This window comes from Peribacillus deserti, assembly GCF_002863585.1.
GTDB lineage: Bacteria > Bacillota > Bacilli > Bacillales > DSM-1321 > Paraperibacillus > Paraperibacillus deserti_A.
In genome coordinates, this window is the sequence record NZ_PGUY01000097.1 from 1 (window position 1) to 20,707 (window position 20,707).

At 40.9% G+C, this 20,707-nt stretch carries 19 protein-coding genes; 13 read left to right on the forward strand and 6 right to left on the reverse strand.

The genetic code is table 11. The annotated features are described in order from the left end of the window. Nucleotides 1–107: 107 nt before the first annotated feature. The 4 genes from CUU66_RS23310 to CUU66_RS23325 all read right to left on the reverse strand — a co-directional run bounded on the left by CUU66_RS23310 (nt 108) and on the right by CUU66_RS23325 (nt 2,411). Entirely contained in the window at nt 108–833 is a 726-nt protein-coding gene (locus CUU66_RS23310) for a ZIP family metal transporter (RefSeq protein WP_101645794.1), read from the reverse strand. A gap of 125 nt (nt 834–958) precedes the next feature. After that, nucleotides 959–1,324, reverse strand: coding sequence for a fluoride efflux transporter CrcB (gene crcB, locus CUU66_RS23315; RefSeq protein WP_101645795.1), 366 nt, complete (start codon nt 1,322–1,324; stop codon nt 959–961). After that, complete coding sequence (locus CUU66_RS23320; protein ID WP_101645796.1) at nt 1,321–1,695, reverse strand: fluoride efflux transporter FluC; 375 nt, start codon at nt 1,693–1,695, stop codon at nt 1,321–1,323. The genes crcB and CUU66_RS23320 overlap by 4 nt, the downstream gene beginning before the upstream one ends. Nucleotides 1,696–2,084: 389 nt before the next feature. After that, entirely contained in the window at nt 2,085–2,411 is a 327-nt protein-coding gene (locus CUU66_RS23325; protein ID WP_101645797.1) for a YnfA family protein, read from the reverse strand. A gap of 1,154 nt (nt 2,412–3,565) precedes the next feature. Between CUU66_RS23325 and CUU66_RS23330 the strand changes: the two genes are divergently transcribed. From CUU66_RS23330 to CUU66_RS23345, 4 genes are all read left to right on the forward strand, one after another. Continuing rightward, on the forward strand, nt 3,566–3,910 hold the full coding sequence (locus CUU66_RS23330) for an ArsR/SmtB family transcription factor (RefSeq protein WP_101645798.1): 345 nt from the start codon (nt 3,566–3,568) through the stop codon (nt 3,908–3,910). 18 nt (nt 3,911–3,928) lie between these two features. After that, entirely contained in the window at nt 3,929–5,227 is a 1,299-nt protein-coding gene (locus tag CUU66_RS23335) for an arsenic transporter (RefSeq protein ID WP_101645799.1), read from the forward strand. Nucleotides 5,228–5,257: 30 nt separating this feature from the next. After that, a complete protein-coding gene (gene arsC / locus CUU66_RS23340) occupies nt 5,258–5,677 on the forward strand; it encodes an arsenate reductase (thioredoxin) (protein WP_101645800.1) in 420 nt (139 codons plus the stop codon). A 544-nt stretch (nt 5,678–6,221) separates the two neighbouring features. Next, entirely contained in the window at nt 6,222–6,794 is a 573-nt protein-coding gene (locus tag CUU66_RS23345) for a cupin domain-containing protein (protein WP_101645801.1), read from the forward strand. Between the two features lie 333 nt (nt 6,795–7,127). On the opposite strand, the gene CUU66_RS23350 is transcribed toward CUU66_RS23345, so the two are convergent. Further along, nucleotides 7,128–8,720 carry a phospholipase D-like domain-containing protein gene (locus tag CUU66_RS23350; protein WP_257968120.1) on the reverse strand — a complete coding sequence of 531 codons (1,593 nt, stop codon included), beginning with the start codon at nt 8,718–8,720 and terminating at the stop codon, nt 7,128–7,130. A 315-nt stretch (nt 8,721–9,035) separates the two neighbouring features. On the opposite strand from CUU66_RS23350, the gene CUU66_RS23355 reads away from it, so the two are divergent. From CUU66_RS23355 to CUU66_RS23365, 3 genes are all read left to right on the forward strand, one after another. Next, nucleotides 9,036–9,344 (forward strand): MTH1187 family thiamine-binding protein, encoded by a 309-nt coding sequence (locus CUU66_RS23355; protein WP_101645803.1) that lies wholly within the window; start codon nt 9,036–9,038, stop codon nt 9,342–9,344. 349 nt (nt 9,345–9,693) lie between these two features. Next, complete coding sequence (locus tag CUU66_RS23360) at nt 9,694–11,055, forward strand: alkaline phosphatase (protein ID WP_101645804.1); 1,362 nt, start codon at nt 9,694–9,696, stop codon at nt 11,053–11,055. Nucleotides 11,056–11,165: 110 nt separating this feature from the next. Then, a complete protein-coding gene (locus CUU66_RS23365) occupies nt 11,166–11,855 on the forward strand; it encodes a DUF4352 domain-containing protein (protein WP_101645805.1) in 690 nt (229 codons plus the stop codon). Nucleotides 11,856–12,150: 295 nt separating this feature from the next. Here the strand turns inward: CUU66_RS23365 and CUU66_RS23370 are convergent, their stop codons facing one another. Then, nucleotides 12,151–13,005, reverse strand: a complete 855-nt coding sequence (locus CUU66_RS23370; protein ID WP_101645806.1) for an STAS domain-containing protein — start codon at nt 13,003–13,005, stop codon at nt 12,151–12,153. Between the two features lie 1,055 nt (nt 13,006–14,060). Between CUU66_RS23370 and CUU66_RS23375 the strand changes: the two genes are divergently transcribed. From CUU66_RS23375 to CUU66_RS23400, 6 genes are all read left to right on the forward strand, one after another. Next, nucleotides 14,061–14,390 (forward strand): four-helix bundle copper-binding protein, encoded by a 330-nt coding sequence (locus CUU66_RS23375; protein ID WP_101645807.1) that lies wholly within the window; start codon nt 14,061–14,063, stop codon nt 14,388–14,390. Nucleotides 14,391–14,884: 494 nt separating this feature from the next. Beyond that, entirely contained in the window at nt 14,885–15,211 is a 327-nt protein-coding gene (locus tag CUU66_RS23380; RefSeq protein WP_101645808.1) for a metal-sensitive transcriptional regulator, read from the forward strand. A 16-nt stretch (nt 15,212–15,227) separates the two neighbouring features. Beyond that, complete coding sequence (gene copZ / locus CUU66_RS23385) at nt 15,228–15,434, forward strand: copper chaperone CopZ (protein WP_101645809.1); 207 nt, start codon at nt 15,228–15,230, stop codon at nt 15,432–15,434. A gap of 443 nt (nt 15,435–15,877) precedes the next feature. Continuing rightward, complete coding sequence (locus tag CUU66_RS23390; protein ID WP_101645810.1) at nt 15,878–18,286, forward strand: heavy metal translocating P-type ATPase; 2,409 nt, start codon at nt 15,878–15,880, stop codon at nt 18,284–18,286. Nucleotides 18,287–18,618: 332 nt separating this feature from the next. Further along, entirely contained in the window at nt 18,619–19,809 is a 1,191-nt protein-coding gene (locus CUU66_RS23395; protein ID WP_101645811.1) for a M14 family zinc carboxypeptidase, read from the forward strand. A gap of 164 nt (nt 19,810–19,973) precedes the next feature. Then, complete coding sequence (locus CUU66_RS23400; RefSeq protein WP_101645812.1) at nt 19,974–20,255, forward strand: YggT family protein; 282 nt, start codon at nt 19,974–19,976, stop codon at nt 20,253–20,255. The last annotated feature ends 452 nt before the right edge of the window (nt 20,256–20,707 follow it).

Here is a 20,707-nt window from a genome sequence, read left to right on the forward strand (position 1 = left end):
TGAATTTGAGTACCCTCAAATTCACCTTTCGCATTATTTGAAGCTAGTTATGTCCCAGCCTCTATTTATATATATTGTACATTGCTATTAGAGTGCATCTCATGTGCTCAAGAAAAATGATCAAGTACAAGTGAAGCTAACAGACCTAGAGCAGCAATGAGACCTGTCATGGGACCACTGTCCTCATACGCTTCTGGCATCATCGTAGAAGCAATCATGGCGATTATGCCCCCACCGGCGAAGGCTGCAATCACGGCCATTACTGCATCAGAAGCTCCATCGAGAAAAAAGTATCCTCCCCAGGAGGCAATAGCTGAAATGGCTAACACCATTATCCATAATAAAAGGATCTTTCCCTTAGAGTAGCCACTGTTCTTCATTCCGGCTGTACTTGAAAGTCCTTCAGGAATATTACTAATAAAAATTGCGATGACAAGAAGGAAACTTACTGACTGTTTTTCAAGCAGACTGGCACCGATCATGATCGACTCTGGAATCGCATCCATAATGGTTCCTATAAAAATAGCGAGACCCCCGGCGGCTGAAGATTGTCCAGATCTCTTTCTCTGAGATGCCCCTTTCTTAGAAACCAGATTATCAAAGATCGTAAAGATGAGTGCACCCGATACAAAGCCAATACTAGTAGGTAGGATTCCACCATCATGAACTGCGTCCCCAAGAAGTTCATAAGAAGCAGCTCCGATCAACACTCCTGTACCGAAGGCCATTATGTAACCAATAATTTTTTTCTGTATCGGCAAAAACATAGCACCTAAGGCACCGATCAGCACCGCAGAACCGGATATTCCACCCCACATCGCCGCATTCCACATATGAATCTCTCCTTCCAACCATACAAATACCCCTGGAGATTTTAAGCTAAACAACTTAAAAAGAAGAGTCCTTTTGGAACTAATATAAATATTAAAACCTTGAATTACGGCAGGCTTTGAAAAAATTAAAAATAATGTCTTCCAACCAGGTTGCCTAGGAAGGCAAGAGCAATCCCTCCGCCGTATATAATAACCACATAAAGAATAAACTCTTTTTTAAACTTGCTTAGGCGTAATTGTATCATCTCGAGCTTTAACGTAGAAAAAGTAGTGAAAGCCCCCAAAAACCCAGTTCCGAATAACAAGGCAATCATTGTATCTGCCTTTGCCCCTAGGATCATTCCTAAGAGAAAAGCTCCGGATAAATTTACTGTTAGTGTTCCTATCGGAAGAGGAGTATGAAATTCATTTAACTGCCTGCTTACTGAAAACCGGGCTATCGCTCCAATAAATCCTCCGATACCTACCAATAGAACGTGTACACCGCTCAAGATTTTCCCGCCTCTCCGCTTACTTTAAATCCGATCCGGCTCATTAATAATCCGCCAAAAATGCTGACAAAAATATAAATAATACCTAATAATAGTTCTCCGTCTTTAAGTAATGTGACAGTTTCTACACTCAGGGTGGAAAAAGTTGTGAAAGATCCTACGAATCCTGTGCCAATTGCACTTACTAATAGAGGGGATACAGAAATCCTCTTAAATAAATTCGTGGTAAGCCATGCTAAAAGAAAGCTCCCGATTAGATTTATGAAAAGGGTCGTAAAAGGAAAGGTACTATGTGTGAAGAATGTTATTCCTATCGCATATCTCAATATAGCCCCAAGGGTTCCGGCCAAGCCCACGAAAAGATAAACCATTATAATGTTCCTCCTTACTCAAAAAATAAAAAGACTCCTGCCGATCTGCCTGGTTAGAGCGGAATCATGGAACCGAGTCAATGACTGCCTGCATAGCGACTGCAATGTGACAGCCTAGATTGTTGAAAAAGTTGCTTAAGAAATATCTGTACCAAAAGGAGGTGAATATTATGTTTGACTTCATTAAAAAAGCTATAAAAAAGCTATAAAAAAGCCGGCCTGCTATGGAGTTGAAATTAAAGAAGCTGGTGAAACAGAAAACTCAGCTGCAAACGAATCTTGCTGTGGCTCAAGCGAAGACAACAAGAATTCATGTTGCGGGTAAGCTCCAAAATTATTTAATACATATGGGACTCCAAATCTGGAGTCCCATATGTATATGTGTTCTGTTATCCGCGTGGCGCCCAAAGCATAACCGAGACTCCAGCAAGACAGATGGCTGCACCTATCCAATCATAGAGATCAGGCGTTTTCTTATCGACTAACCAGCCCCATATAACAGCAAGGACGATAAAAACGCCGCCATAGGCAGCATACACTCTGCCAAACGATGGAAAAGTTTGAAACGCAGCAATTACACCGTACAGAGCTAATGCTATTCCACCTAGAAGACCCAGATACGAAGGTTTACCTTCTCTTAGCCATAACCAAATGAGATAGCCTCCACCAATTTCAGCTGCACCTGCACAAATAAATAAAAGTATACCGTAAAACATGTAAATCACCCTTCATCCCAATGGAAACCTTTATTGTTAAAAGTACTAACCAGCTCCTTATATCACAATGACCTTCAGCCACCTTCGAAACAGGTAATTTGCGTATTCATTAAACTATTAAATCGCAAAGTATGTTTTGAAGGTCGTGTTGTTAATTAACCATTTAGTGAATTTTAGATATGCTGTTTGTCATTGTATTTCCCATACTTCAACAATAACCATGATACATTCCGTCTTTTTTTTATATTATCATAGGCTAATATTGAATGCCGCAGCAGACTGCCTTCAAAGGAAAAATGGTTGGAGGGTTCACTTTAATCTCTATTCTCATCGTCTTGATAATGTCAGGAGATAAAAAGTCTTCATACAGTCGATGAAGACCCAAACCGCGTTTGTCAGGCAGAGAAAAGGTCTTCATACGGTCGATGAAGACCCAAACCGCGTTTGTCAGGCAGAGAAAAGGTCTTCATACGGTCGATGAAGGCCCAAACCGCGTTTGTCAGGCAGAGAAAAGCTCTTCATACACTCGATGAAGACCCAAACTGCGTTTGCCAGGCAGAGAAAAGGTCTTCATACACTCGATGAAGACCCAAACCGCGTTTGTCAGGCAGAGAAAAGGTCTTCATACGGTCGATGAAGACCCAAACTGCGTTTGCCAGGCAGAGAAAAGGTCTTCATACGGTCGATGAAGGCCCAAACCGCGTTTGCCAGGCAGAGAAAAGGTCTTCATACGGTCGATAAAGACCCAAACCGCGATTGTCAGGCAGAGAAAAGGTCTTCTTCCGGTCGATGAAGGCCCAAACCTCGTATTTTGCCGCTGACTTATCCTTTTATATTAACAGGTATAAAAGGGGGACGGGAGTAGGAAGATGTTGTAAAAGGGAATTGAAAGCGATCCGCAGCCAATCATTGTTTACGTTTCTTTTTAATGAACTTGCCCAAAGACTATATCGTCATATGGGCTGCCGAGAGATTGGAGTCTTTTAGAGCAAGGGATGAAGAGGAGAAATATAGTGATGTAAACGCAATGGAGAATCTCTTGTAAAATTCATGTAAAGAGTGAACCGTAATGGTAGTATTAATAAGAATATACTTATATACTGATAAATGTTCAAAATTGTGCAGATAACAATGTAGTTGTGTGAGGTGGGATTATGCAGATAACATCGCCAGATCTGGATACGGCAGCAAATATTCTAAAACTGCTGGGGGATAAAACCCGGCTTGCTATCGTGAAGATTGTTTCCGAACAGGAATGCTGTGTTTGTGAGTTTGTTGATTTATTTCAAATGACACAGCCGGCAATCAGCCAGCACTTGAGAAAATTAAAAGATGCAGGTTTGGTCAGTGAAACCAGGAGAGGACAATGGATATTTTATTCACTAAACAAAACCTGCCCGTATCTTACTTTTATTCAGACTGTAATTGAACAAATTCCAAGTCAGACATTCAAGTTAGAGGAATTAGAAGCACAGGGGAAAAGAATCTGCTGTGACTAACAAGGAGGATCAAAGACAGTGGTTTCTGTTGTTTTAGCAAGTCTCATCTTTCTGATCACCCTGACGCTTGTCATTTGGCAGCCGAAAGGAATCGGGATAGGATGGACTGCCTGCGGTGGAGCTATACTTGCTCTTATTGCTGGCGTTGTTGACTTCCAGGATGTAGTCGACGTCACTCAAATCGTATGGAATGCAACACTTGCTTTCATCGCGATTATTATTATTTCTTTAATTTTAGACGAAATTGGTTTCTTTGAATGGGCAGCCCTTCATATGGCGAGAGCTGCCAAAGGAAACGGAGTCAAAATGTTCGTATACGCAAGTATTCTCGGAGCACTTGTCGCTGCATTATTTGCAAACGACGGTGCTGCTCTTATCCTGACCCCGATCGTGCTTGCAATGGTCCGAAACCTGAAACTGGAAGACAAGTTTATATTTCCGTTCATCATGGCCAGCGGATTTATCGCGGACACGACCTCATTGCCATTAGTGGTGAGTAACCTAGTAAACATCGTGTCCGCAGACTTTTTTGGAATCGGATTTGCAGAATATGCTTCAAGAATGATTGTTCCGAATATTTTCTCGCTGGCGGCTAGCATCCTGGTCCTTTATTTTTATTTCCGAAAAAGCATTCCGAGACAATATGAATGGGCTCAGTTGAAAAAGCCGGCGAAAGCTATCCGGGATCTTAAGATGTTTCGGCTATCCTGGATTGTATTAGCCATTCTTCTTGTGGGATATTTTATAAGTGAGGCTATAAATATTCCTGTTTCGTTTATTGCAGGAATCGCAGCTGTGTTTTTCTTATTCATGGCCAGAGGCAGTAAGGCCGTTCATACAGGTGCTGTTGTGAAAGGAGCACCCTGGGCGATTGTGTTTTTCTCCATTGGTATGTATGTGGTCGTTTATAGCTTAAGGAATGTGGGACTAACAGACATACTGGCTGATGTCATACAAGCGGCAGCCAATCAGGGGTTATTTGCAGGTACCATCTCGATGGGCTTCATTGCAGCCATTCTTTCATCCATCATGAATAATTTGCCCACTGTCATGATAGATGCCCTGGCAATTGCTGAAACAAATACGGCTGGTGTTATAAAGGAAGGACTCATCTACGCGAATGTGATTGGCTCTGACTTAGGGCCTAAAATCACCCCAATCGGTTCACTCGCGACCCTTTTATGGCTACATGTGCTGTCACAAAAGGGGGTCAAGATATCGTGGGGAGCTTACTTTAAAACAGGTATCATACTAACCATTCCTACCTTATTCTTAACGCTTGCTGGACTGTATATTTGGCTATTGATCATCCATTAATATAAATACGCAAAGAAGGAGCCATTCATCATGCCGAAAAAAACCATATATTTCTTATGTACAGGTAACTCCTGCCGCAGCCAGATGGCTGAAGGCTGGGCAAAAAAATATCTAGGTCCTGAGTGGGTAGTTAAAAGTGCAGGGCTTGAAGCACACGGATTAAACCCAAACGCCGTTAAAGCAATGAAAGAAGCAGGCATTGATATCTCTAATCAAACATCCGATGTGATAGATCCGGAGATTTTAAATAACGCTGAATTAGCTGTCACTTTATGTGGACACGCCGCAGACCATTGCCCGGTTACACCACCTTATGTAAGACGTGAGCATTGGGGGTTTGATGATCCTGCCAAAGCAGAAGGTACAGATGAAGAAAAATGGGCATTCTTCCAACGAGTAAGAGATGAAATTGGGGAGCGCATTAAAACGTTTGCGGCAAAGGGCAAGTAATGATACAAAATATATTAAGATCATAAAAAACAGTGAAAGGATGATGAAACATTGCAGATTACAGATCATGCTCGTGACGTATTGAATCAAATGTTCGAAAAACACAATGCGAAAAACATTCGTGTTTATTTTGCAGGCTATGGCTGAGGACAGCCTAGAGTAGGACTGGCTCTGGATGAGCCAGAAAAGGATGATGTCACCGAGAGAATCAATGGAGTACTTGTTGCAATCGACCCCAAAATCCAGCCTAAAACAGAATCCCTTATTCTTGATTTGGCCGGAGATAAGTCAGGCCTTGTATTGTTGGGGAATACGGGTAATTGCTGCTAAATAAAAGATGGTGTCCAAAGAAGTATAACTTTTAGGACACCATCTTTTTTTACATGAAAACAAGAAAATTCTTAGTCATCCTAATAAATCGTAGGAGGAAGCTTAATTTATGAGATGTAATTAGAATCCTCATACCTTAGACCCTGAATAAAAGTACATTCTGCTGACAAAGAGCATAAGATAATCTTAAAAATCCTTGAAAGGGATGAAATACATGTACTATGCTCCTGATGTATATCCATCTTATCAATATCGAAATCCTTATTACGTTAATATGCCAATGTACAACTATATAACACATCCTGATTACTGGGCAGTTGTCAATCATGCTGGCCAATCCGAACCTTCTCAGTCATTAATGGGACGAAATAGAATAGTCGATTATGGGAAGAATCCATTTGTAATAAATATCAATGAGGCGTCTAAACGAAATGATACCTACCGTACCGCTTTGTGGACAGGAAATCATTTACAGGTTACATTGATGAGTCTTAAAGCTGGCGAAGATATCGGCTTAGAAATTCACCCTAACGTTGATCAGTTCTTACGGATTGAACAAGGCCAAGGGATTGTGCAGATGGGCAAGAGAAAAGATCGTTTAAATTTCATGAGAAAAGTTTATGATGATTCTGCCATTATGATACCCGCTGGAACTTGGCATAATGTAACGAATACAGGTAATGTCCCCATGAAGCTTTATTCGATATATGCTCCTCCACAGCATCCGGCGGGGACGGTCCATAGAACAAAAGCAGATGCAATGGCTGCAGAGAGAAGACGATTTTAAACGAATAAAAGTACTATGAAATATGTGGTTCAGTTGTCTAAACAACTGATCAGCGCTTCATGTATCTAAACAGTGTTCTCAGCTATCAGGGCAAGGCGGGCATCGAAATATATATAGGAGAGGAACTGTTGATGAATGAGTCAGCAGTTCTTTAGTTTACCCATAGAAAAGGAACGTAACTTTGGTGGGTTTGCTATATTACGAACTGATCATTAAAACAAAATAGAGTCAGCAAATTTCCAATGTTTACTTGATGTAGGAAGTAAGTTTGACAAGAGAACGGAGATAGAAGATTGAATGACCTCCCCAGATCCCGCAGGCATAACCTCACTATCAGGTTATGCCTTTGGTTATCTTGTGAATATAAGTGCTGGGATGTAAAAGAGGGTGTTTGAAAAACTCTTTTTCGTTAGTGATTTTGTTAGAAACAGAGAGATCAAAATCAATAATCTTCCTCATTTTCTGGGCAAAGGATTTTCCTTTGATAAGAACACCCAGCTCAAAGTCATGGCAGGCACTTCTTTCATTGATATTATATGAACCGTGGAACACGCAATTTGACCGCTTATCATAAGCGATCTTCCAGTGGGAAAAACGCCCCGTTTCGCTGTAATCGTAGAAAGACACCCCTTTTAAAAATGGTTGGTACATATTGCTGCGCACCGCGGTCCGGTTGGTTAAAAGATCATTTACATAAAGCGGGTTGCATATGGCAATGTGCCGTGACTGCTCTTTGCTTATATTCTGCAGCTGATCCCAAAAGGACTGGTCAATAAGATATGGATTTATGATAATGGTTTCATCCGCAGCATATTTGATCAAGGATAAATAATAATCTTGGATTAAATTGACTGGATTGCCGGGGAAACTGCTAAAAATTGTGCACTCTTCACTGCCGAAATTTCGGTTGATGTCCGGAAAATAAAAGGCATCAGACGGATTGAATACATCGCCTCCAAGCACAGTCCATTGTACGGAAAATATTTCATTCAATGAGAAGGAGGCGGCTCCTCTGATGCGGAAGCAGCCATCATGCCATTGTTCCTTCTTTCCAGGGATACCTTGATTCACGGAGTCAGCCTGTACTTTGCGTGCACCTTCAGCAGCCGTTTCATACATATATTGATCACCGATATTCAAGCTTCCCATGACAGCAGTGATTCCATCAATGACCATAAATTTCCGATGATTGATGACATTTAAGTCAATTGTGGTTTCCTCCTGAACATAATCCTGTATGGAGAGTGCGCTTTCTGGCACCCCTTTTGATGCAAGCTCTGCCCTTTTTCCTGGCCAGTCTTTTTTGTCATAACACGTATGAAAAGTATCAACGATTTTACACCCGGCTGCCTCTAACCGTTCAGCTATTTTCTCAAATCTCCCCACTGCCAGACTTTTATCATAACCAATCGCTGTGACTCCATAATCAACCATCAGCCTGACAATAACCCCTCTTTCTATAGCATGAATAAGAGCTTCAGCCACTTGGTTACCTGATTTATCATTAAAAAATAACATAACAGACAAATGAATGTAGCGTTCAGCTTTATTGATCTCATCTATAAATACACGGAGGCAGTCAGGACCATTTACATAAGCATCTACCTCATTGTTAGATGTTGTTTTAGGAGTCAAAACGTTTAACTTATTTAGATTCAGTCCTTTTAATAAATAAGCCAGATGTTCCAGCCTACCGAGGTTCATCCCTGGGAGGTTTATAAGCTGCAGATGTGAAGTAAAAACACCGCCTAAAAACTGACGATACTTTGCCGCTTCATTAAATGGGATACATCTGTCCAAAAGCTTAACTGCTTCGTCACATCTTTCTACTACCTCTAACAGCGGCCCTTTTGATAGGTAGTAGTTTATAAAGTTGACCATATTAGACTTCAGGGTATTCGTCCAATTGTTTACAGATATCTTCATCATGCATCCTCTTTCCATAGGTGTTATTTATCCATATAAATACCCGTTGTTTCGTGTTTCTTAACTAGCTATCTGAGGGAAAGGCTATAAAATCTCTTTGAAATACAGAAACAATTAAATTCGTTGCTAGAGAAAACAATACCATTTCATACGAGATTTGAAAGGGCTGCTTAACGCGCTGGCATATGAGGAACGAAATTGTTATAATTCCTAAGTCTGAAAAAAATTGTAAGTAAGCATCAGATTAAATTTTGAAAAAAATCTCTTATGTGGTAAGAGCCCCATTAGTATCTGGGAAACGAAAGGAGAATACCTATGGCTATTGTTGATTTTACGATTATCCCGGTAGGTACGGAGACTACAAGTGTCAGTAAATATGTCGCTGATATTCAACATTTATTAACACGATATCAAACGGAAGAAAAAATTAAGTTTCAGCTAACTCCGATGAGCACTATTATTGAAGGCGATTTAGAGGACATATTTAAAATCATAAGTGAAATTCATGAAGAAGTATTTAACAAAGGGACAATGAGGATCGCAACAAACATCCGGATAGATGACAGAAGAGATAAAAAGTCGTCTATGGAAAGTAAATTAAAGAGGGTTAGAGATAAAATGTAAAGATAGGTATACCTTTTTCGGCTGTCGATAATGGAATTAGCTAAACTAACTTAACCAGCATATATCCGTAATGCTGCCCCACTGTTCCTTGAGATAAGGAGTAGTGGGTTTTTTTTGGTATATGGGTTTGCCTATCCATTATTTCCTCCGTTCCTATAAGCTCTTATCAGTATTATTTATTTGTATTTTAAGTATGGCTTGAATCATAGTTGTAAATTTATTTACAAGAAATTCAAAGAAGCTCGAAAGAAAATATGTGAAGTTTACAAATCATTAACAGCACATTCATATTTATATTTTAAGATATTAATAGATTTGAAATTATTTTATTTTCAGGGAGGTAAACCCTTTGAATTTTAAAAAGAGAATATTACCAGTAGCAGTTCTTTCTACTGTAGCGTTAGGTTCATTGTTTGGCTCATTCTCAAACGATGGTGCCCTTGCTAAAGAGAAAAAAGAAAACAATGCAGAAATTAAGAATGTTATTTTCTTAATTGGGGATGGCATGGGTGTTTCTTATACATCAGCATACCGTTACATGAAAGATAACCCGCAAACAAAAGAAGTTGAGAAAACAGAATTTGATAAATATCTGGTTGGTCAGCAAAAGACGTATCCCGAAGATCCGCACCAGAACGTTACTGACTCCGCATCAGCTGCTACAGCGATGTCCGCAGGAGTTAAAACATATAATGCTGCAATTGGAGTAGACAATGACGGTTCTAGAGTCAAAACCGTTCTTGAAGCGGCTAAAGAAAACGGGAAATCAACTGGACTTGTTGCTACTTCCGAAATCACACACGCAACACCATCATCTTATGGAGCGCATGATGTGAACCGCAAGAATATGAACGCGATTGCTGATGATTATTACGATGAAATGATTAAAGGCGGGCATAAAATTGATGTTATGCTTGGCGGCGGCTTAAGCAATTTCGTTCGTGAAGACCGTGATTTGACAAAGGAATTTAAAAAAGACGGTTATTCTTATGTAACGAATAAAGAAGAAATGTTAAAAGACACAAACTCACGTACATTAGGCCTTTTCGCCCCTGGCGGTATGCCTAAAATGATTGACCGTGAAGATTCTATGCCATCACTTAAAGATATGACAAACACTGCTTTGAAAAAATTAGGCAAAGATAAAGATGGCTTCTTCCTTATGGTCGAAGGAAGCCAAATTGACTGGGCTGGACATGATAATGATATCGTAGCAGCCATGAGTGAAATGCAAGATTTCGAGAATGCTTATAAGGCAGCGATCGAGTTTGCCAAAAAAGACAAGCATACGCTGGTTATCGCAACAGCAGACCACTCTACCGGCGGATACTCAATTGGTGCAAGAGGAGATTACAACTGGCATGGAGCTCCGATTGCTGCTGCAAAACGCACACCAGACTTTATGGCGGAGCAAATTGCTAAAGGTGCCGATGTAGAGCAGACACTTAAATCTTACAGCGGGCTTGAATTAAAACCAGAAGAACTTGAATCTGTTAAAAAAGCAGCTGAATCTAAAAAAGTATTAGATATTGATAATGCAATTGAAGGAATTTATGATACTCGTTCCGTTACTGGCTGGACTACTGGCGGCCACACAGGTGAAGATGTAAACGTATATGCTTATGGGCCTGGCAGCGACATGTTTGCCGGCAATATTGAAAACACCGATCAGGCAAAAAATATCTTTAATATTCTTAAAAAACGTAAATAATTTCAGGTGAAAATTAAAATATCCCGTTGGGCATTCTGTTCAACGGGATAGCTTTTTAATATTTGTACGGAATGGCTCTCAATTTACTTCAAAGATAGAAGGGGATATTCATGAAAAAATTCATTCCACTGTTACTAATATCCGCATTATTATCTGCTTGCAGCAGCGATCAGACTTCTGAACCTTCCTCAGCCAAAGCAAAAGAACAACAGGAACAAAAAGCAGAGCAGGCACCCTCCAAAGAAAAGAACAGGGCTAAATCTTTGTCTGATATCTATGTACCCAATCCACAAGTATCAGATGACACCAAGCTGCTGAAGGTTGGGCAGACATTAGAAGATGAAAAAGGGACAGTCACCTTAAAAGGTATAAATTCTCTTAACAAAACATTAAATATTGGTTCTGTTGAAATGAAAATTAAACATGTAAAGCTCATTCATAATAAGCCAACCTACTCTTTGATGGATTATTTCCACCCTTATACGGAAAACTATGAGGACTTTCATTTTGTAAAGGTTGAAGTTGAACTCGTTAATAAAACAGACCAGACCCTTCATTTTGGACCAGTTGCGCATATTAAAACAAGCAATGGCGAAGAAAAAGCCTTCGAAGATGATTTCTATATTGAATATTTAGGCGGTGAAATAGAACCTAAAGGGTCAAAGCAGGGCGCACTTGGGTTCATTGTGGAGAAGTCTGCTCCATCCATTAAATGGATAGATATCACAACTAGTGATGTACTTGATGAAAAACAAAAAACAATCAATAAGGCTAAAAATATCAGAATCGATTTAAATTAAGAGTGTAACTGGAAAGACCCTTCAATCAATCGTGATTGAAGGATCTTTTTTAGGTACCTGCAAGTCGTTAGAACACGGTTGGCCAATGCCAGCCGGATTACTTTCCTCGACCATTTAGAGTAAAAAAGCATTCCAGTTTCATAAGTTCTTCAGGAAGTGAAGGGAATATTGGTTTCATAAACAGAAGGATGCTTACTTTAAATGAAAAAACAATTTGGTACATTATCCTATAAAGGCGTTTATCGCTGAATTAAATAGAAAAAATGGGCGGAGTGGTTCGGCCCATTCAGTATTTTTATAGGTTTTTCATCAATTGTATTTCATCAAATGCCTGCTGAAGGTTGGCCTTTGTCTTAATATCGGTTAATTTTAATCCGAGGCTTACCATAGTTTGTGCTACCTCAGGACGAATACCGGTGATAATGGTCTTAACACCCGTTAATGAGAGAGCATCAATGACTTTAAACAGCTGATCCGCTACCATGGTATCCACAATTAATACACCGGACACATCAATAATAAGATGAGATAATTTGAGTTCTCCAGATCGGTTCAGCGTTGTTTCCATTAATAGATGCGCTCGGTCTGTATCCAGGTTGCCGATTAATGGAAGAACTCCGACTCCTTTAGTTAATGGTACAACAGGTACCGACAGTTCCATAAAAGCATTTTTGGCGTTTTCCAGTGTTTTTTGGTGATATTCCACATATGTAAGGCTGAAACAGTACACAGCCCAATCTAAAAGGGGATCAATGATATGTATCACTTCAAAAATGGTTGATGCCGACATGTTGCGGGCTGTGGCTTCTTTCTCAATGGCTTTCCAAATATACGTACGATAAAAGCCCGTATCTTTTAGGGCCTCGTCCAGCGGTGCTCCAAGCTTGTAAAAGTACTCTCCTGTTTCCTTCCCCCATTGGAATATCTTTTCATGAGCTTTCTTCTTGTCCACATGGTCGACCAAAGCCTCACCGAATAAACTGATAAAGTTAGCCCGAATGTCTAAAATATGTGCTTCTATTTGCTGAAACTCTCTCTTTTCAGCTTCGGACATGGACAGGTCAGATAATCTGTCCTTATGAATGGTTTGAGCGATCTCGTATTTCTTCTCTAAGATCAATTCTCCTAGTAATTGCAACTCGTTATTCAAAGTAGTACCTCCAAACCCAGCTAGATGGATTAATATAAATAGGTTATCCCACCCTATATAATATAGTCAGTCTGTCATATAATCAAAATAAAAGCAGTCTTAACCAATTTGGGTTATCATGCGTTTGTTTAGATGTATGGCAAACTGGGTGGCCTCGATGAACCTGACAGGTTCCTTTAATTTATGCAGGCCTGGTAACTGTGAGGGTTAAGCATAATTACGCATGGGTATCATACGACTTGATAGCAAAACTACTCGATGATAAGTAAACTTGATGGTAACCATTACCGGTTTATGGTAAGCCCCACTACTGCACGATTGCATATCTGTGATAAGCTGAACAAGTCGATGATAAGCTGATAAGCATAATCCCTTGATGATCAAATCACTACTAGGTGATAAGTTAAGCAAAACAAGTCTTTGATAAGCATACCGCCTTGAATAGTAAATCAATGATAAGCATCTTGACTAAAACATAATTACTCGGTGATAAGTTAACAAAACAAGTCGATGATAAGCATATCGCCTTGAAGATAAGCATAACCACTCAATGGTAAGCATATCGTTAATAAGTTAAGCATAGATCATTGGCAGATAATCATAAGCTACGGAAACATAAGCATAAACTTCCAAAACATAAGCATAAAACCCCGAAACATAAGCATATAACCCAAAAATAGAAGCATAAACTTCCAAGACATCAACAGGATTCTCTGAAATTTCACCAATTTAAGCGGATCAACCTTCTATATTTCTAACTTCATAAAAACTCTACTAAGAAATGCTCCCCTATAAGCCATTTTAAGCAAAAATTGAGTGAAAACATCATATATTCTGCTCATGCCTGCATGGACCAGACACCCCCGGCTGTCCGGCATGAACTGGCTTGATCCGAACCTCTGCTGTTCTATTAACGTTACCCATATTGTAGGGCTAAGAATCCACACAAACGGGCTAAATTTTCCTTTGGGGTTATAAGGAAAGTTTAGATTATCAGAAATGGGCTAATTAAAATATAGAGAATAAAATCCACGTGATTAAAAGGAGGGTTTTTCATGTCACACGAAAAATATCAATCGCTCATTCAGGCTCTACATGATTGTATGGCTGCCTGCAATCACTGTTTTGATGCCTGCCTCATGGAGGATCATGTTGAAGTGATGAGAGAATGTATCCGCTTGGACCGGGAGTGTGCGGATTACTGTGCTTATTTTGAACAAGCGTTAAGTAAGGGTACACCTTTTGTTTCAGAGCTAGCTAATGTTTGTGCTACCATTTGTGAAGCCTGCGGAAATGAGTGCAAGCGGCATGAGCATGATCACTGCCAAAGATGTGCGGAGGCTTGCTTTGCATGCGCGGATCAATGCAGAAATTTAGTTGCCTAAAATCCGCGGATTTTAGACCATCCATTAGAAAAGACGTTATCTTTTTGGATAACGTCTTTTCTATCTATAAGCATCACTGTGTGCCATTCTCCAATTTTATGAGCGCAAGTGGTTTGTGGTTGATTAATTATTACCCGATTTACAATAATGTTAAACCACTTGATTAATTTTTTTTTATGTTCATATTTCCGGCCTTGAAAAATTTAGTTATAAAGCCAATGGTAAGAGCAGAATACTGGGTAAAGGGATCTTTCAGTTTTTAAAATTTTAAACCCAGTTAACCTTTAGAGGCTGTAGAGTTGATTTATCGGGCACTCGGGGTTTCCTTATCCCATTCGGATTTGTGGTCTTCCTTGACCCGGCTCCTAAGAGCCTCGCGCCTTCTGAAACAATCTACATAGCGGATTGACAGTAACACTTTAGAGCAAAAAATAATTCAAACGCTTCACATAGGGGTGGGGGGTATAGTATGATGTTGTCAAGGAGGCGGCTATATGGATAAAAATTCAAACCATGATCACTGTGCAAATCCTTCTGAAGAAAGAAAAAGTCATCATTCCAATGATGTTAAAAAGAATTTAGTTACGAGGTTGAACCGGATTGAAGGACAAATCCGCGGAATAAAAGGTATGATTGAAAAAGATACTTATTGTGATGATGTGATCACTCAAATAGCCTCTACCCAGTCTGCTTTGAATAGTGTAGCGAAAATCCTGCTGGAAGGCCATTTAAAAAGCTGCATTGTGGATCGAATTAATGCCGGTGACTCTGAGGCTGTAGATGAAGTGTTAATAACGATAGAAAAATTAATGAAGAAATAAAAAGGAGAGATAAACCATGGAAAAAACGCTGTTAAAAGTTCAGGGCATGTCTTGTAATCATTGTGTAAAGGCTATTGAAGGCAGTGTCGGAGAATTATCCGGTGTAGAACGTGTGTTAGTTGATTTAAATGAAGGCGAAGTAGCTGTAGAATATAACCCTGAACAGGTAACAATTGATAAAATAAAAGAAACTATTGATGACCAGGGGTATGATGTTGAATAGTTATTAAAAGGCTGTTTTCGCAAACTTTGTTGTTTTTGAACATGGGGGTTGATTGGAACGTGAGGATGCTCGCTTTCCGCGGGGCGGGCGCTGAGCCTCCTCGGCTTCGCCTGTGGGGTCTCACCTAATAGAAAAGCGGAAGTGCCTTGTTCAGACCCGACAAGCATAAGACAAGCGGGCCGTGGAAAGCGGTTTTCCTTTCCATGGACCGATTGGCTTATGACTCGAGGGTCTAGGCGCTGGAGCCGGACATTGCCCGCTGCTCCCGCAGGAGTCTCGCACCTTACGTCCAATCAACCTGTTTAACAATAGGGTAGGTTCACCGAACTACTAAAAAACAACAATCTTTTAGAAAAGAGCCTATTAAAAAAATAACGTGCTCGGGGGAGCACGTTATCTTTGACAAATAAATATACCCCCTACCCCTATGAGAGGTGATGGTTATGAGCAGTGAGGTTAAAGAAGCGAATTATCAGATTGCGGGTATGACATGTGCAGCATGTGCCAGCAGAATCGAGAAAGGGCTCAAGAAGATAGAGGGAGTGAAGGATGCCAATGTTAATTTAGCTTTGGAAACATCAAAGATTACTTATGACCCCGAGGTTGTCTCAGAAGAGGACTTTCAAAACAAAATAGAAGGACTTGGATATAGTGTAGTAACCGAAAAGAAGGAATTTGATATAACAGGCATGACATGTGCCGCGTGTTCAGCAAGGATCGAAAAGTCGTTGAACAAATTAGAAGGTATTAATAAAGCCAGTGTGAATTTGGCTTTAGAAAGGGCCACGGTAGAATTCAATCCTTCACTTATCAATACGGGGGATATCATTAAGCGTGTGCAAAAGCTTGGTTATCATGCAATTCCAAAGGAAGAAAAAGCGGAGGTTGATTATCGGGCAAAGGAAATTAAGAAGCAGCAGACGAAGTTTGTTGTTTCCGCTATTTTGACTCTGCCATTACTATGGGCGATGGTCAGCCATTTTTCTTTCATGGATTTCATCTATCTGCCTGAAGCCCTGATGAATCCGTGGGTGCAGCTGGTTCTTGCTACACCTGTTCAATTTATCATCGGCTGGCAGTTTTATACAGGAGCTTATAAAGCTTTAAGAAACAAGAGTGCGAACATGGATGTTCTTGTCGCTCTCGGGACCTCAGCCGCGTACTTCTATAGTCTTTATCAGGCTTTAGAGTCTATCGGTTCCCATGCCCATATGACTGAACTGTATTTTGAGACCAGTGCGATTCTAATTACTTTGATTTTATTAGGAAAGCTGTTTGAGGCAAAGGCGAAAGGACGCTCCTCTGAAGCCATTAAGAAGCTGATGGGCCTGCAGGCTAAAACAGCAAGAGTGTTGAGGGATGGAACCGAAAGAGAGATATTGCTTGATGAAGTAGCGGTCGGGGATATTGTTTTTATCAAGCCTGGTGAAAAAGTTCCAGTGGATGGCGAAATTATAGATGGCCGTTCTGCTTTGGATGAATCTATGCTTACAGGGGAAAGTGTACCCGTTGATAAAAAGGCTGGCGATACCGTTATTGGTGCCACACTTAATAAAAATGGTTCTCTAAAAATTAAAGCGACACGAGTCGGAAGAGATACTGCCCTGTCCCAAATTATTAAAGTGGTCGAAGAGGCTCAAGGATCTAAGGCCCCTATTCAACGGCTGGCTGATCAGATATCCGGCATTTTTGTGCCGATAGTTGTAGGTACTGCCATTCTTATCTTCCTGATTTGGTTTATATGGATCCAACCGGGGGATATTGGCGAAGCCCTTGAAAAGTTAATAGCCGTGCTGGTTATCGCCTGCCCTTGTGCTCTCGGGCTTGCAACGCCAACTTCTATCATGGCCGGGTCTGGAAGAGCGGCGGAATTTGGAATTCTTTTTAAAGGCGGCGAACATCTGGAGGCAGCCCATCGAATTGATACAGTGATACTGGACAAAACCGGAACCGTCACTAAAGGGAACCCTCAATTAACAGATGTGATTGTACATGCAGGGGATGAAACCGAATTTTTATCGATGGTAGGATCGGCTGAAAATCAATCAGAGCATCCGCTCGCACAGGCAATAGTTCAAGGGATTAAGGAGCGAGGAATCACTTTTAAGGACGTTCAGGTGTTTGAGGCCATTCCCGGGTATGGTGTGAGGGCAGTGGTGGAACACCATATGATTTTAATCGGCACCCGCCGCCTGATGCAGCGCGAACATATTGACATTAGCGGGGCGGTGCCTGCAATGGAGAATCTCGAAAATGATGGCAAGACCGCCATGCTTGTTTCTATTAACGGCGAATATGCCGGGATGATTGCGGCTGCCGATACAATTAAAGAAACATCGAAAGAAGCCATTCAGCGTTTAAAAGATCTATGTCTGCATATGGTCATGATAACGGGGGATAATTCAAGAACTGCCGCATCGATCGGTAAAGAGGCAGGAATTGACTCGATCATTGCCGAAGTTCTGCCTGAGGGGAAAGCAGAGGAAGTGAAAAAGCTTCAGGCTGAAGGCAGGAAAGTCGCAATGGTAGGAGACGGTATTAATGACGCTCCTGCACTGGCGGCTGCCGATATAGGAATGGCACTGGGCACTGGTACGGATATAGCTATGGAGGCTGCTGACATCACGCTTATCAGCGGTGATTTAAACAATATCGCGGATGCTATTTTTATGAGTAAGAAAACGATACGGAATATCAGGCAAAATTTATTCTGGGCCTTCGCATATAATGTAATCGGAATCCCTATAGCCGCCATCGGACTGCTGGCTCCGTGGCTTGCTGGTGCCGCTATGGCGTTTAGTTCAGTCTCTGTAGTATTGAATGCATTAAGGCTTCAGAGAATAAAGCTTTAAATCTTGGTCTTCTTAAATGTAAGAGTACACATACTGGCATAACAGATCCGGATAGCTTTAGCTATCCGTTTTTTTATCAGTAAAAATAGAATTCTTTCACTCTATAGGAGCTAAGGAATCAATATAAAGAGTCTGGAGAAAAAAATCCTGATGCAGAGCGTTTACTATGAAAATGAAAAAATGTAAAACCGCTGTGTCGTAATGCTTTAGCAAGTTCCCAAAACGGTCCTTGGCTGATAATAAAGGAGGCATAGGACATCAGCCCAACATGTAAATACTTTTTAGCCCGCCAAGAGCATACATATAAATATCCATATGTCGGGAGGGGTAAGATGGACGTATTTGTCAGGCAGGGAGATACCCTTTGGTACTACAGTACCCTATTCAAGGTAAATACTCAGTTAATCATAGATTCAAATCCTGATAGTAATCCTGACAAGCTGGCTGCCGGACAGCGAATAAGAATACCGGGCTTTGTTTCTGTTTTATATACGATGAGGGCGGGGGATTCGTTATGGTCCATAGCCCAGAGCCGCAATCTGCCGCTGGATACCCTGTTTCTAGTGAATCTCCATATCAACCCGGTTTCACTCCGGCCGGGACAAACTCTTTTAGTGCCCTTAAGGATAACCTGGCGAATTGTGCAGCTTCCTGAAAATTATGATTATGAAACAATGATGGACCATATCACAAGGCTTCAGGGGATCTATCCTTTTTTACGGATGACATCCATTGGCCATACTGTGTTAGGAAGAGAAATTCCCGAATTGCTGCTCGGCTTTGGTGAAAAAAGGATTCATTATAATGCTTCCTTTCACGCTAATGAATGGATTACAACAGCTGTGGTAATGGCGTTCTTAAATGATTATCTGCTCGCACTTACTAACGGAACACCAATTAGGGAGATTGCTTTATTTCCGCTATATGAGCAAGCTTTATTATCCATTGTTCCGATGGTGAATCCGGATGGAGTGAATCTTGTTTTAAATGGACCGCCGGCAAGTGAGCCCTGGAGGAGCAAAACGATCGAATTAAACAATGACAGCCGAGACTTTTCAGGGTGGAAGGCTAATATTAGAGGAGTCGATCTTAATGATCAATTCCCGGCGAGGTGGGAATTAGAAAAAGCTAGAAATCCGGCACAGCCCGGGCCGCGGGATTATGCGGGAGAACGTCCATTAACAGAACCCGAAGCAATTGCCATGGCAGATCTGATTATTCGAAGGGACTATACACGTGTGCTGGCTTTTCATACTCAAGGGGAAGTTATTTATTGGGGATTTGAGAATTTAGAACCCCCGGAATCCGCCAAATACGTCAGGGAGTTGGGCAGAGTCAGCGGTTATGAACCGGTTCGTACGATAGAAAGTTATGCTGGTTACAAGGACTGGTTTATACAGGACTGGAGGAGGCCGGGCTTTACCATTGAGCTGGGCCGCGGTGTTAATCCTCTCCCTTTATCACAGTTTAATGAAATATATGAAGAGGCTCTGGGGATTTTTCTGGCAGGAATTTACTTATAGAGTAAAGCCAGGCGGAATTCTATGATGTCCTGCCATGGAAAACGGACTATTGCAGAAAAAATAAAATAAAAGAGCACACATTAATTGAAACTTTTTTGTTTTAGAAACGTATAGCTTTTCAAGAGACAAAATAGCAAAATTCTTAAATAGACGGGACGAACAAAATGGGATCTATCATTTTTGAAATAGGACAGTATATTTACAGTATTTATTATTGGATCATACTTATTTCCATCCTTGGGTCATGGTTTCCTCAATTCTACTCAACAAAGCTGGGAATATGGGTCAGAAAACTGGTTGACCCGTACTTAAATATCTTCAGGCGTTTTATCCCTCCTATTGGCATGCTGGACTTATCACCAATCGTCGCTTTAATTGCGTATCGATATATAGGCCAATTTGCACTGGAAGGTCTTCGCCAGGTAATCCAAATGATAGGAATTTAACAAAGAGGAGCAGCCATCTATTATGCTGCTCCTTTTTTTATTAAAGCTCTTTTCTAAAAAGATTGTTGTTTTTTAAATAAGTTCTGTGAACTAACACTATTGTTAAACAGGTTGATTGGAACGTAATGTGCGAGACTCCTGCGGGAGCAGCGGGTATTGTCCAGCTCCGGACTGACACCGCGGGTCTAGCCAATCGCCATTAAAAGGCAAAATCGGCCTTTTATTGCCGCTAGTCTTATGCCGGGCTAACGCACGAAGCACAGGATGTGCAAGCCAGGCGGGGCAACAGGACGTGGCGGTTGGAGCGTGGTAAGGGCGACTAAGCTTCTGTCTTCGCTATCGCTTGCCAATCAGCAAGTCTTCTTTATCAGGTGTCTGCTTTTTTTTAACGTTTTGCCTCTAATTAAAAAAGATCATCATTCAGCTTTTGGATGGATCTTTTCTTGAAAAGC

Bases quoted from the DNA above. Each gene is read 5' to 3' on its own strand.
- CUU66_RS23375 (WP_101645807.1), top strand. From the start codon at position 14,061: ATGTCACACGAAAAATATCAATCGCTCATTCAGGCTCTACATGATTGT.
- CUU66_RS23325 (WP_101645797.1), bottom strand. From the start codon at position 2,411: ATGTTTTACGGTATACTTTTATTTATTTGTGCAGGTGCAGCTGAAATT.
- CUU66_RS23395 (WP_101645811.1), top strand. From the start codon at position 18,619: ATGGACGTATTTGTCAGGCAGGGAGATACCCTTTGGTACTACAGTACC.
- CUU66_RS23320 (WP_101645796.1), bottom strand. From the start codon at position 1,695: ATGGTTTATCTTTTCGTGGGCTTGGCCGGAACCCTTGGGGCTATATTG.
- CUU66_RS23400 (WP_101645812.1), top strand. From the start codon at position 19,974: ATGGGATCTATCATTTTTGAAATAGGACAGTATATTTACAGTATTTAT.
- CUU66_RS23350 (WP_257968120.1), bottom strand. From the start codon at position 8,720: ATGAAGATATCTGTAAACAATTGGACGAATACCCTGAAGTCTAATATG.
- CUU66_RS23365 (WP_101645805.1), top strand. From the start codon at position 11,166: ATGAAAAAATTCATTCCACTGTTACTAATATCCGCATTATTATCTGCT.
- CUU66_RS23330 (WP_101645798.1), top strand. From the start codon at position 3,566: ATGCAGATAACATCGCCAGATCTGGATACGGCAGCAAATATTCTAAAA.
- CUU66_RS23345 (WP_101645801.1), top strand. From the start codon at position 6,222: ATGTACTATGCTCCTGATGTATATCCATCTTATCAATATCGAAATCCT.
- arsC (WP_101645800.1), top strand. From the start codon at position 5,258: ATGCCGAAAAAAACCATATATTTCTTATGTACAGGTAACTCCTGCCGC.
- CUU66_RS23355 (WP_101645803.1), top strand. From the start codon at position 9,036: ATGGCTATTGTTGATTTTACGATTATCCCGGTAGGTACGGAGACTACA.
- copZ (WP_101645809.1), top strand. From the start codon at position 15,228: ATGGAAAAAACGCTGTTAAAAGTTCAGGGCATGTCTTGTAATCATTGT.
- CUU66_RS23390 (WP_101645810.1), top strand. From the start codon at position 15,878: ATGAGCAGTGAGGTTAAAGAAGCGAATTATCAGATTGCGGGTATGACA.
- CUU66_RS23380 (WP_101645808.1), top strand. From the start codon at position 14,885: ATGGATAAAAATTCAAACCATGATCACTGTGCAAATCCTTCTGAAGAA.
- CUU66_RS23310 (WP_101645794.1), bottom strand. From the start codon at position 833: ATGTGGAATGCGGCGATGTGGGGTGGAATATCCGGTTCTGCGGTGCTG.